The organism is Pseudomonas sp. RP-B7, from assembly GCF_059803535.1.
Genome location: NZ_JAPFHC010000015.1, coordinates 35364 through 48657, shown reverse-complemented (window position 1 = coordinate 48657; position 13294 = coordinate 35364). Strand labels below are relative to the sequence as shown.

General features: G+C 63.8%; 6 protein-coding genes. 1 reads left to right on the top strand and 5 read right to left on the bottom strand.

Going from position 1 to position 13294, the window contains the following annotated elements; all coding sequences use genetic code 11:
- Positions 1–87: 87 nt before the first annotated feature.
- The 5 genes from OPU96_RS15625 to OPU96_RS15605 all read right to left on the bottom strand — a co-directional run bounded on the left by OPU96_RS15625 (position 88) and on the right by OPU96_RS15605 (position 12484).
- Positions 88–333: a DUF2789 domain-containing protein gene (locus OPU96_RS15625; RefSeq protein WP_192298555.1), complete on the bottom strand. Its 246-nt coding sequence runs from the start codon at positions 331–333 to the stop codon at positions 88–90.
- 116 nt (positions 334–449) lie between these two features.
- On the bottom strand, positions 450–1964 hold the full coding sequence (locus tag OPU96_RS15620; protein WP_192298556.1) for a TolC family protein: 1515 nt from the start codon (positions 1962–1964) through the stop codon (positions 450–452).
- Positions 1965–2005: 41 nt separating this feature from the next.
- On the bottom strand, positions 2006–9793 hold the full coding sequence (locus OPU96_RS15615) for an Ig-like domain-containing protein (RefSeq protein ID WP_498559338.1): 7788 nt from the start codon (positions 9791–9793) through the stop codon (positions 2006–2008).
- A gap of 138 nt (positions 9794–9931) precedes the next feature.
- On the bottom strand, positions 9932–10774 hold the full coding sequence (locus OPU96_RS15610; RefSeq protein ID WP_442962223.1) for a sulfotransferase family protein: 843 nt from the start codon (positions 10772–10774) through the stop codon (positions 9932–9934).
- Between the two features lie 108 nt (positions 10775–10882).
- Positions 10883–12484, bottom strand: coding sequence for a glycosyltransferase family 39 protein (locus OPU96_RS15605; RefSeq protein ID WP_498559317.1), 1602 nt, complete (start codon positions 12482–12484; stop codon positions 10883–10885).
- A gap of 201 nt (positions 12485–12685) precedes the next feature.
- Here OPU96_RS15605 and OPU96_RS15600 point away from each other — a divergent pair, with 201 nt between their 5' ends.
- Positions 12686–13273 carry a phage tail protein gene (locus OPU96_RS15600; protein WP_226456618.1) on the top strand — a complete coding sequence of 196 codons (588 nt, stop codon included), beginning with the start codon at positions 12686–12688 and terminating at the stop codon, positions 13271–13273.
- The last annotated feature ends 21 nt before the right edge of the window (positions 13274–13294 follow it).

Here is a 13294-nt window from a genome sequence, read left to right as displayed (position 1 = left end):
CAGAAAAAGTTCACTTGCGCGATTAAAGCCCCGTTTTTTTCAACCCTCATCAGTTTTTTTCAACTTTTGTGGTTTTCGCGCAGTTTTTTACACCCCCCGCCCCTTCCTCAACAACACGTCCAACTCATCCACCAACTCCGCCCAGTCCGCATCCTTGCGTTTCTCCTCACGCAAAAACGCGCTCTGGCTGGGCGTCCAGAAAAACGCATCGGCCAGTTCCAGCTCGGGTTTGAGCGGCGAATGAACCACCAAGAATTTATCGATACTCTGCGCGTCATCCGGCAGTCCCAGCTGCTTGAACAACGACGACAAGCTATGCACAGGCGATTCCATGACAGATTCCTAAGAAGATGAGTCACCCGAGTCTAGCCCAGATGAACGCCCTGCCACGACCGCTCGACGCACCGATACGCTGACGGCGAGTGCGACTCGCCGTCAGCACCCGCCGATTACTTGACCACGGCAGGCGCCACCGGCGCGGCGATGTTGCCCGCCGCCCACGCCGACTCGCGACCGGCCAGGGCGGTGGCGATGCTCTGCACGCGGTCGGAGTCCAGTTGCTCGGGCAGCGGGTCGAGACCGGCGCTGGCGAAGATCTGGCCGTAGGCGTTGCGCAGGTCGGCGTAGGCCAGGTCGCGGCGCAGGTCGGCTTGCAGGGTGTTGAGTTCGCCCTGGATCAGGTCGAGCTCGCCGAGGCCAGCAGCTTGGTGACGGTTGCGCAGTTGGGTGAGGATCTGCCCGTCGATATTCGCCAGTTGCTCGTTGGTCTTGAACTGACGCACGGCGTCCTGGTAGTTGGCGTTGGCCACGTAGATCTGCGCCAGCACCGCGATGGACATCGCCTGGCGGCGGGCGGTGGCGACTTCTTCGCCGGCCTTGGCCACGTCGATGGCGGCCGGGGCCGAGATCACGTTGAACAGGTTCCAGGTGACCTTGGCACCGTAGTCGGCCCAGCGGTTGTCCACCAGGAACGAGTTGCTGTCGTAATGCCCGCCGGCGCTGAATTCCAGGCCCGGCAGCAGGCGCAGCATGGCTTTGCGGGTTTCGGCGGCGCTGATGCGGGTCTGGTAGTCCTGCTCGCGCAGCTCAGGACGGTTGGCCAGGGCTTCCTGTTCCAGGCTGGCGAGGTTGACCTTCAGTTGCGGCACGCTGTAGTCGTCCGGCGTGGCCAGCTTGAGCTCGGTGCCCATGGGCAGGTTGATCAAGGTCGCCAGCTCGGTCTTGGCCAGGGACAACGCGCGGCGCTGCTCCTGCAATTGGCGCGTGGCCTCGATCAGTGAACGCTGGTAGCCGAGGGCTTGCACCGGGTCGCCGATGCGTTGCTCGCTCATGCTTTGGCTGTTGCTCTGGGCCTGGTCGACCCGGGCCATCAGGCTGTCGATCTGGCCGAGCAAACGTTCGGCCGCCACGGCGCGCCAGTAGGCCGAGCGCACGTCTTGGACGATGGTGTTGATCACCTTGCGGCGGCGTTCCTGGATGATCAGGCGTTGGTCGCCTTGCTGCTTGGCGCTGATGTAGCTGACGCCAAAGTCGAGCACGTTCCACACCATGGTCAGGTCCGCCACGCGACGGTCGCGGTCCTGGGAGGTGGACGGTTCCAGGGACTGGGTGCCGGTACGCACACTCTGGCTGCTGGAGGCGTTGGTGTTGTTGCGCCCGGCATAACCGGCCGACAGCGCCATGCGCGGCAGCATGTCAAAGCTGGAGAGGTCGGATTGACGCTTGGCCAACGCCTCTTCCATCACCTTCAAACGGCCTTCGAGGTTGTACTTCACCGCGCGGGCCATGGCCTGGTGCAGGGTCAGCGGGCCGCTCAGCGGTTCCTGATCCTTGTACATGCCCTGCAGGTCGCTGCGAGCGCGCTGCTCGCTGACACTGCGTTCAATCGGCTTGCTGGTGACCGCACAACCGCTGATCGCCAGCGCCAGCAAGCTGGCGCCGAACAACTTATGACTTTTATTCATCCTTGGACTGCCCCTGTTCCCGCGCCTTGAATTAAGTGTGTTCAAGCCTGCATTCCGTTGATGCCGACCTGTTGCAGTGCGTGCGCCAGATCAATCACCTGGCGTTGTTGTACGTCGTTGATCTGCTGCAATTGTTGACCCAGGGTCGGCGCCCCCAACGTGCCGCCCGAGCCTTGGATCGATTTGCTGTCGAAGGCCTTGAAGCCACCGTCGTCACCCTGGGTTTCGCGGTTGAACAGGCCCGATAACGTGCTTGAGCCAAACACCCCGCCATCGCCGCCGCCAAACCCGAGGAACCCGGAGGCACCCGCCGCATTGCCGCCGTCCGTGCTGAACACCTGGGCGATATAGCTTGGCGCCAGAGCGTTGTTGCGGATAAAGATGTTGCCGATCGGCGGCAAGCCGCCGCCCGAATCACGCTGCTCGAACAGCGCCGGGAAACCAATCGGCGAGCCCAGGTTGCCGCTGGGCAGACCAAAGATGATCGGTTGCAGCGGCGCGTCCGGCGCCCCCGGTGGCGCCGTCGGGCCGGTGACACGGAACAGCGGGTCGCCGGTCAGCGCGACGGTGTTGATCGCGTAGTTGCCGGAGTTGCTGAAGCCGCTGCCGGCATTGCCCGCCGCATCCGTCACCAGGCTGGTGTCGAGGGTGATGAAGTTGCTCGGATCAAAGAGGTTGGCCGTCGGCGTCAGGGTGGCGGTCCAGGTCTTGCCGCCATCGCTGGTGGCGAGGTTGGACAAGGTGCCGTTGGCCACGCTCAAGTCATCCAGGTCAAAACCACTGACTTTTTCACTGAAGGTGAACGTCACGGTGGTGGTCTGGCCGACGGTCAGGTTCGGGTTGGCCACGGAGATCGTCGCGGTTGGCCGGTCGGCGTCGAGCGCATAGTTGTTGGAAATGGCGATGCCCGCACCGGCGTTGCCCGCTGCGTCGTTCACCAGGCTGGCATCCAGCACCACCAGGTTGGTCGGGTCGGTAATCGCGACGGTCGGCGTCAAGGTGGCAGTCCAGGTCTTGCCGCCATCGTTGGAGACGAGGTTGGACAACGTGCCATTGGCCACGCTCAGATCCGACAAATCAAAACCGCTGACCGCTTCGCTGAAGGTTACGGTGACCGTGGTGGTTTGCCCGATGCCGAGGACGGCGTCGGCCACGGTGATGGTCGCGGTCGGCCGCTGGGTATCGATGCTGTAGTTGTTGGAGGCGGTGGTGCCGACGCCGCTGTTGCCCGAGGCATTCGCCACGCCGCTGTTGTCCAGCACGATGAGGTTGCTGGTGTCGGTGATATTGCTGGTCGGCGTGAACGTCGCGGTCCAGGTGACGCCGCCATCGCTGCTGCTCACCGCACTCAGGCTGCCGTTGGCAAGGGTCAGGTCGGCGTTGGTAAAGCCGCTGACGGCCTGGCTGAAGGTAATGGTCACCTGGGAGGTTTCACCCGCCTTCAGTTGCGTGTCGGCCACCACGATGGTTGCCGTCGGCACCTCGGTGTTCACCGCATAGTTGGCGGAGTTGGTGGTGCCGGTGCCGCTGTTGCCCGCCAGGTCGGCGATGCCGGTATTGTTCAGCACGATCAGGTTGGTGGCGTCGGTCACACTCAGGGTCGGCGTGAACGTTGCCGTCCAGGTGATGCCGCCGTCGCTGCTGCTGACGTTGCTCAGGCTGCCATTGGCCACGCTCAGGTCGCTGTTGTCGAAGCCGGTGACGGCCTCGCTGAAGGTGATGGTCACCAACGAGGTTTCGCCCGGACGCAGGTCGCTGTCGCTCATGACAATCGTGGCTGTCGGCCGCTGGCTGTCGACGCTGTAGTTGTTGGAATCGGTGGTGCCGGAGCCGGCGTTGCCCGCCAGGTCGGCGACGCCGGTGTTGTCCAGGGTGATCAGGTTGGTGGTGTCGGTGATGCCGGCCGCCGGGGTAAAGGTGGCTGTCCAGGTGATACCGCCGTCGCTGCTGCTCACCGCGCTCAAGGTGCCATTGGCGATGGTCAGGTCGGCATTGGTGAAACCGCTCACCGCCTCGCTGAAGGTGATGGTCACCTGCGAGGTCTGACCGACGCTGAGGGCCGTATCCGCCACCACGATGGTCGCGGTAGGACGCACGGTATCAATCGCGTAATTGTTCGAGTCGGTGCTGCCGCTGCCGGCGTTGCCGGAGGCGTTGGCCACGCCGCTGTTGTCCAGGGTGATCAGGTTGGTGGCGTCGGTGATGCTGCTGGTCGGGGTGAAGGTCGCAGTCCAGGTGATGCCGCCGTCACCGCTGGTCACGGCGCTCAGGGTGCCGTTGGCGATGGTCAGGTCGGCGTTGGTGAAACCGCTGACGGCTTCGCTGAACGTGATGGTCACCAGCGAGGTTTCACCGATGCTCAACGCAGGGTTCGCCACCACGATGGTGGCTGTCGGCAGCACGGTGTCGATGCTGAAGTTGGCCGAGTTGGTGGTGCCCGCGCCAGCGTTGCCGGCCAGGTCGCTCACCCCCGTATTGTTCAGGGTGATCAGGTTGGTGGTGTCGCGGATGCCCACGTCCGGCGTGAAGGTGGCCGTCCAGGTGATACCGCCGTCGCTGCTGCTCACGCTGCTCAGGGTGCCATTGGGGACGCTCAGGTCGGCATTGGTGAAACCGCTGACCGCCTCGCTGAACGTAATGGTCACCGCCGAGGTTTCGCCGGCGCTCAAGCTCGCGTCGGAGACCACGATGGTTGCCGTCGGGCGCTGGGTGTCGATGGCGTAGTTGCTCGAATCCGTGGTGCCGCTGCCAGCGTTGCCCGCCAGGTCGTTGACGCCGGTGTTGTCCAGGCTGATCACGTTGCTGGTGTCGGTGATGCTGGCGAGCGGGGTCAAGGTCGCGGTCCAGGTGATACCGCCGTCGCTGCTGCTCACCGAGCTCAAGGTGCCATTGGCAATGGTCAGGTCGGCGTTGGTAAACCCGGTGACCGCTTCGCTGAAGGTGATGGTCACCAGCGAAGTTTGACCGATGTTCAGTGTCGTCTCCGAGACCACGATGGTGGCCGTCGGACGCGCGGTATCCATCGCGTAATTGTTCGAGTCGGTGGTGCCGCTGCCGGCGTTGCCGGAGGCGTTGGCGACACCGGTATTGTCCAGGGTGATGAGGTTGGTGGCGTCGGTGATGTTGGTGGTCGGCGTGAAGGTCGCGGTCCAGGTGATGCCGCCATCGAAGCTGGCCACGCTGCTCAAGGTGCCGTTGGCGATGGTCAGGTCGTCGTTGGTAAAGCCGGTGACCGCTTCGCTGAAGGTGATGGTCACCAGCGAGGTATCGCCGATTTTCAGGCTACTGTCGGCCACGACGATCGTTGCGGTTGGGCGCACGGTGTCGATGGTGAAGTTACCCGAGTTGGTGGTGCCCGTGCCGGCGTTGCCGGCCAGGTCGCTCACGCCCGTATTGTTCAGGCTGATCAGGTTGGTGGTGTCGTGGACACCCGCGGTCGGTGTAAAGGTGGCGGTCCAGGTGATACCGCCGTCGCTGCTGCTCACGGCGCTCAGGGTGCCATTGGGCACGCTCAAGTCAGCGTTGGTGAAACCGGTAACCGCCTCGCTGAAGGTGATGGTCACCAGCGAGGTTTCACCCGCGCTCAGGGCCGAATCGGCGACCACGATGGTCGCGGTCGGGCGCTGGCTGTCGACCGCATAGGCGTTCGAGGTGGTGGTGCCGGAACCGGCGTTGCCGGCGGTGTCGACCACGCCGGTGTTGTCGACGACCACATGGTTATTGCCCTGGGTGATGCCTGCCACCGCCGTCAGCGTCGCGGTCCAGGTGATGTTGTCGCTGGTCGACAGATTCGACAGCGCGCCGTTGTCGACCGTCATGTCAGCCAAACTGAAGCCAGTGACGGCCTCGCTGAACGTGATCGTGACCAACGACGTGCCGCCAATCCCCAGCGCGTTGTCGTTGACCACCACCGTGGCGGTGGGCCGCTGGGTATCGACGGCGTAGTTGTTGGAATCCGTACTGCCGCTGCCGACGTTCCCCGAAGTCGCCGCCTGCACCCCCGTGTTGTCCAGGGTGATCAGGTTGGTGGCGTCCGTCACATTGCTCGAAGGGGTGAACGTCGCGGTCCAGGTGATGCCGCCGTCGACGCTGTTCACGGCGCTCAGGGTGCCGTTGGCGACGGTCAGGTCGGCGTTGGTAAACCCGGTGACCGCTTCACTGAAGGTGATGGTCACCAGTGAGCTGGCGCCAACGTTCAAGGCCGGATTCGCCACGACGATGGTCGCCGTAGGCGCCACGGTGTCGATGCTGTAGTTGGCCGAGTTGGTGACGCCCGAGCCCGAGTTACCGGCCAGATCGCTCACCCCCGTATTGTTCAGGCTGATCAGGTTGGTGGCGTCGTTGATACCCGCGGTCGGGGTGAAGGTGGCGGTCCAGGTGATACCGCCATCGACGCTGGTGACGGCCGTGAGGGTGCCATTGGCAACCGTCAGGTCGGCGTTGGTGAAACCGGTAACGGCTTCGCTGAAGGTGATGGTCACCAGCGAGGTTTCACCGGCGTTCAGCACCGGGTCGGCCACTACGATGGTCGCGGTCGGACGCTGGGTGTCGATGGCGTAATTGTTGGAGTCGGTGGTGCCGCTGCCGACGTTGCCCGCCAGGTCGGCAATGCCCGTGTTGTCCAGGGTGATCAGGTTGGTGGTGTCGGTGATGCTCGCGCTGGGTGTGAAGGTCGCGATCCAGGTGATACCGCCGTCGCTGCTGCTGACCGCGCTCAGGGTGCCGTTGGCGATGGTCAGGTCGGCATTGGTAAAGCCGGTGACGGCCTCGCTGAACGTGATAGTGACCTGCGAGGTTTCACCGATTTTCAACGCGCTGTCGGCCACCACCACCGTCGCGGTGGGCCGCACGGTATCAATGGCGTAGTTATTGGAATCCGTGGTGCCGCTGCCGGCGTTGCCGGCCTGGTCGGCAATGCCGGTGTTGTCCAGGGTGATCAGGTTGGTAGAGTCGGTGATGCTGCTGGTCGGCGTGAACGTCGCGGTCCAGGTGATGCCGCCATCAAGGCTGTTCACAGCGGTCAGGGTGCCGTTGGCGATCGTCAGGTCGGCGTTGCTGAAGCCGGTCACCGCCTCGCTGAAGGTGATGGTCACCAGTGAGGATTCGCCGATTTTCAGGCTGCTGTCCGCCACGATGATCGTCGCGGTTGGGCGCTGGGTGTCAATGACGTAGTTATTGGAATCAGTGGTGCCGCTGCCCGTGTTGCCTGCCAAGTCGCTGATGCCGGTGTTGTTCAAGGTGATCAGGTTGGTGGTGTCATTGACGTTGCTGCTGGGGGTGAACGTGGCGGTCCAGGTGACGCCGCCGTCGCTGCTGGTAAGCGACGACACGATGCCATTGGCAACCGCCAGGTCGGCGGTGGTAAAGCCGGACACCGCCTCGCTGAAGGTGATGGTCACCGAGCTGGTTTGACCGATGCTCAGGGCAGTGTTCGCGACCACGATGGAAGCGGTCGGCCGCACCGTGTCGATGGCGTAGTTGTTGGAATCCGTGGTGCCACTGCCGGCGTTGCCCGCCAGGTCGGCGATGCCAGTGTTGTCCAGGGTGATCAGGTTGGTGGCGTCGGTGATGCTGCTGGTCGGCGTGAACGTCGCGGTCCAGGTGATGCCGCCATCAAAGCTGTTCACAGCGGTCAGGGTGCCGTTGGCGATCGTCAGGTCGGCGTTGCTGAAGCTGGTCACCGCTTCGCTGAAGGTGATGGTCACCAGTGAGGATTCGCCGATTTTCAACGCGGTGTCGGCGACCACAATGGTCGCGGTTGGCCGCACGGTGTCGATCGCGTAATTGGCCGAGTTGGTGGTGCCCGCGCCAGCCAAGCCGTCGTTGATCGCGACCACCCCTGTGTTATCGAGGGTGATCAGGTTGGTCGCATCGGTGATGTTGCTGGTCGGCGTGAACGTCGCGGTCCAGGTGATGCCGCCATCGAGGCTGTTCACAGCGGTCAAGGTGCCGTTGGCGATCGTCAGGTCGGCGTTGGTGAGACCGCTCACCGCACGGCTGAACGTGATGGTGACCAGCGAGGTATCGCCGATTTTCAACGCGGTATCCGCCATCACGATGGTCGCGGTTGGCCCCGGGGAATAAGCCGTGTTTACCGTGCCGCCGTCATTGAAGATGTTGTTCACGGCCGCTACGGAGGCGCCCGTGGAACCGCCGCCCAAGGCAGGGCCACCGGAGCCGCTGCCACCGACGTTGCCGCTCATGGCCGCAAAGTTGGCAGCCGTCATCAACAGCGTGCCTTTGTTCCAGATCGCGCCGACGCCTTTGCCGGCCGCGCCGCCCGGATCGGCGGAGCCACCCAGGCCACCACCGCCACCACCGCCGCCGCCGGCAGCGATGTTGTTGGTAATCACCGACGTGCCGACAACGGTCAGTGTGCCGGTGCTGCCGTTGTAGATACCGCCGCTGGCCGAGGCGCCCGCCCGGCCAGGTTTGTCCCAACCGGAGCCGCCGCCACCGCCGCCAATGGAAATCGTGCCATTGTTTGCCGTACCACCGGCGCCGCCACTGCTGTAGTCGGCCGCGCCCACGCCGCCCGCGCCGCCGGTGCTGCTGCCGCCCCTGCCGCCCATGTAGTTGGGGTTATAGCCGCCGCCGTTGCCGCCGGTGTTGGCACTGCCGGAAGTGCCGCCATACACGCCTGTACCAAAGCCGGAAGTACCACCGTGACCACCGGCTTGCCCGCCGAGCGCGCCGCCACCGCCACCGCCACCACCGACCGCGCCACCGACATAAGGCGCAGTAACCCCGCCACCGCCACCGCCGCCCGAGGCTGCGTTGCTGGTCACCGTGACATTGGTCAAGGTCAGGTTACCGTAGTTGACAATGCCGCCGCCCATGGCCGCCGTTCCGTCGGTCCCCGCCGCAGCGCCGTTGCCGGCGGCCAGGCCCTTGGTGATGATCAGCCCATCCAGGGTCGCGGTGACGCCGGAGTTGACCTTCAACACCTGGGTTTTGTACTCCCCGCTGATGGTCACGTCTGCCACGCCATCATTGTTGCGATCGCCGTCGATGGTGAGGTTCTTGGTGATGATCAGCTGGCTGTTGAGGTTGACCGTCATGTCGGCACCGAAGGCCACGGTATCCCCCGACACCGCGTCGCTCAGGGCCTGACGCAAGCTGCCGACACCACTGTCGCCGTTATTGAGCACCGTGATCGTCGCCAGGCTGTACTGATACCCCGACATGCTGCCGTAGGACAGCGCGGTGTGGCTCTCGATGGAGCCGGTGGCGATTTCCAGGGTCCAGTCGCTGCCCGCGCCGGTGCGGTTGGTGGACGCGGCAATATCGCGCCCGGTCAGCTGCGCCAGGGAGTCGACAAAGTTGACGCCCTTGTCGCCCGCCGCCGTGTTGCAGGCGTAGATCAGGATGTCGCCGCCAACGTTCATGTCCTGGCCGATCTGCGCCAGCACGTCGCTGCGGGCCGCGACGTTGTCTGCCGACAAATAGGTGTTGCCCAGCCACAGGTCCCCGGCGTTGCCGTGGGCGATGATCTGCACCGAGCTGACGCCCTGGTGGCTGCCCAGGTAATCGGCGATCTGTTGCAGGCCGTCCTTGCTCGCGTCCAGTTGCACCACCTGGGTGCCGGGGGCGACGCCTTTGAGCAGCTCGGCAGAGTCCTTGACCCGCGCGTCGACGAACACCACGGTTTCACCCGGTACGGCGACCGGGGCCGGGGTCACGGGCGCATCGGTTTGCGCATGGGTTTCGCTGCCGGTACCGGCGGGCTCGGTGGTCGGCGCCTTGGCGGCCGCATCGGCAGCCGTGGCGTGACTGTCGGCCTGCGCCACGTCAGCCACTGTGGCGGCGACCGCGCCGTCGAACAGCATGCGTGGTTCCAGGGACATGATCATCGGCGTCGCCTGAGTGAGGGCGCCTGTTGTCGTTTGCCGTGCCTTACCTTTGCTCCACCACATGCTGCTCACCCGCTTGTCGAATGCTGATACCCGCAAATAAAAAAGCCGTGATCAACTGATCGCGGCGTCGGCTTTGGTGCGAATCACATTGGCGGCGCTCAGGCTGCCGTCACGCCAGAAATCCATATGGGCGAACTGCTCGAACAGATCCGGCGGCAACAGGCTGCGGCGCGCTTGCAGCGCCACCCGTGGCTTGACCCGATGCAGGCCGGCCACGCCCAGGTCCTGGTCGAAATCCGGGGCGTCGTAGCTGAGGTTGTCGAAGTCATGCTCGAACCACGGCTCGCCGATAAATTCATAGACCAGCCGCATGACCCGCTCGGGGGCCTGGGCCAGCAGGTCGTAGTCGACGATCAGCATCGAGTCGGCGTGTTCGCCGTAGTACGCCTCTTTGAGCGCCGACCACGCATACCCGACCATGCGGTTGCGCTGGGCCAGGGTCTCGACGCGGCTGTACACGGTATTGCGCTCGACATCGTCGTTGAACAGCTTGGTGTTTTCGAAGGGATTGGCGCGGTACAGGCGCTCCAGGCTGTCCATGATCCACGCGACATTGCGCACGCAGGCGATGACTTTGGCTTGGGGAAACAGGTCATGCAGCGCCGGCATGCGCGCGCACCACTGGCGATTGGTGTCGAACACCACCGGCGTGGAGGTTTTGTCGGCGTAATAGGAATCAAACAGGCCGCGCAGCAGGCGGCGGCGGGTGTCGGCGTCGATCACCGAGCCAAACTCGCTGCCGGCGCTGCACTGCCCCAGCACACCATTGAACAGGGTGCCTACCGGGCTGCTCATGCCCGCATGAAAGCGCGGGTTCTGCAGCAGGATGGCAGAGAGTAGGGTCGAGCCGGAGCGCGGCAATCCGGAAATAAAGTGATACGGCAATCCATTCACCACTTTTTGTCAGACAATTCCTTTTGTCAGCGCAGCGTAGCTCAGGATTGATACAACCACTAGTGGGTAAATGCCACTATTTGCAGTCGATTTAATACCGATTCGAAATTAACGACATGCCTCAGGCTGCAAAGAAACAGGCCCCGTACACAGCACAAATAGCCGCGCCCTCGCCCCGCCGCCATCTTGCTGCAATACCTGGCGCCAACCGTCGGGGATCGGCGCGAAATCGTCGGGCATTTCATTGCTGCTGATCAGCCAGACGCGGCGGGTTTCGGCGGGTAAAGCCGACAGACGGTCGAGGTAAATGCGTCCGCCGTCCTGATCCACCAACGTCCCGAAGCCATAGGCATTCGGCCGGGTCGGGGTGCCGTCGGGCTTGGGCGGGGTGTAGAGCTGCAACTGGGCGTCGGTCTGGTCGTAATACACGTAACTCAAGTACCACATCATGTCGCTGAGTACGATGCGGTCGTCGTCCTGGTAATTGCGATTGACGAACTCCACCGGCACGTTGAACTGGTCATGCACATCCACCGTGGCATTGTTCTTCAACCCCAGCAGTTCAACGCCGACAAACACCACGAACAACGCCGCCCCCAGCCACGACAGACGGCTCGGCAAACGATCGATGGCCAAGGCCATGAGCAGCGGCAAGCCGATGGCATACACCGTCAGGTAACGTTCGATAAACACAGGCGATACAAACGACACGCCATACACCAACAGCACCGGCAGCAGCAGAAACAGCGCCAGCAGGCGCGCCGGCCGCAGGTTTTCGCGGTCTTTCCAGGCAGTCACCGCAACCACCGCCATCAGCGCTAGCGGGAACAGCCAGAACAGCGGCGCCCAGAAGCCGAGGCCTTCATCCTGCAGTACGAACTGCCAGATCATCGAGGGCACGGAGATCAGCGTAACCGGGTCTTCCCAGCCAATATCGCCGCCGACCTTGAGCTGCTCGACATGCTGGACCAGATCCAGCAGGTTCGGCAGCCAAGGCAGGTACAACACGACAATCGCCACATTGGCCCACCACCATGCCGGACGCGCGAGCAAGCGCTGGCCCGGCGCCTGGGAACGGTACAACAGGCCCAGCCAGGCCCAGTGCACCAGCACACACAACGCCGTGAAGTAATGGGTATAAAAAGCGGCCGCCATCAGCAGCACATAGGCCACCAGGCAACGCGTGCGCGCGGGCTGGCGCACCCAGTACACCAACGCCAGCGTGGCCCCCAGCAGCCACACCGCCAACAGCGAATACATGCGCACTTCCTGGCTATAGCGCACGGCGCTGGGGAACAGCGCCAGCAGCACGCCCGCCAGCAAGGCAGCGCGACGCGTGGACAGCAGCCGCATCAGCCACATTCCCAGGCCTACGGCGAATACGCCGGGGATCGCACTCATGCCGCGAATCGACCAGATGCCGTCGCCAAACACCTCGATCCAGCCGCGCAGCATGAAAAAGTACAGCGGCGGGTGCACATCATGGGCCGCGTGAAACCACAGGTCGTCAACGGCGTATTCGCTGAGCAGCAGGCTTGAGCCTTCGTCGCCCCAGATCGCCGCCGCCGTCAGGCCATAGAACCGCACGGCCATGGCCAGCGCCAGGATCGGCACCCACCATAGCCGGCTCAGCCAGCCGCTGCCTTCCCAGGCCTGCGCCACGGCAAATGTACCCACTTTTTCGTCTTGCTCGACCACAGACCGTCGCACCTCAAATCCCCTGACACTGCCGGTTTCCCCGGCAAAAATTGCGCATGCGCCAACAGGCGCAACTCTAGGGCATAAGCCTGGGTTTCGCTCGCGGTTTCGCATTGGCCAGGCGCTGCGCAAAAGTGCGTCTACGCTCTGCGATGACGCCGGATCGATTGGCGCCACTCCATACCTAAGAGCTCACACAAGGATTCGCGACTCATGGAAGTATTTATCGGCACCATCCAGTCTTTTGCCTTTAACTACGCCCCCAATGGCTGGGCGTTATGCAACGGCCAGGTCTTGGCTGTGCAACAGAACGCCGCACTGTTTGCGTTGATCGGCACCTTCTACGGCGGCAACGGCCAGTCCACCTTCCAACTGCCGAACCTGCAAAGCCGCTTGCCGATGGGCATGGGCCAAGGCACAGGCTTGTCGGCGCGGGTTATCGGCGATTTTGCGGGCACCGAGTCCGTCACGCTGCTGGCCGGCAACCTGCCCGCCCACACCCATGGCGCGGGCACGCTCGCCGGCAGCACCACGGTGCAACTGACCAGCGTCGTCAGCAACTCGGTGACGGTACCTACGCCGACCAATGCCTATATCGGTGCTTCCGGCCCAGGCCCCGGCAGCGCGACGATCTATTCCGATCAACAAGGCGCCAACCCGGTGCCGCTCAAGGGCGTCAGCACCACGGTGGTCGGCGACACGGCGGTTGCCGGCCAGAGCCAGGCCTTTGCCACCCTGAACCCTTACCTGGCGATCAACTTCAGCATTGCCCTGATCGGGCTCTACCCTTCACGCTCTTGACCCGCCCCCAATCAACCCCGC

What these genes read in the sequence shown, in the direction of transcription:
- OPU96_RS15615 (WP_498559338.1), bottom strand. Translation starts at nt 9,793, where the DNA reads ATGCTGTTCGACGGCGCGGTCGCCGCCACAGTGGCTGACGTGGCGCAG.
- OPU96_RS15600 (WP_226456618.1), top strand. Translation starts at nt 12,686, where the DNA reads ATGGAAGTATTTATCGGCACCATCCAGTCTTTTGCCTTTAACTACGCC.
- OPU96_RS15620 (WP_192298556.1), bottom strand. Translation starts at nt 1,964, where the DNA reads ATGAATAAAAGTCATAAGTTGTTCGGCGCCAGCTTGCTGGCGCTGGCG.
- OPU96_RS15625 (WP_192298555.1), bottom strand. Translation starts at nt 333, where the DNA reads ATGGAATCGCCTGTGCATAGCTTGTCGTCGTTGTTCAAGCAGCTGGGA.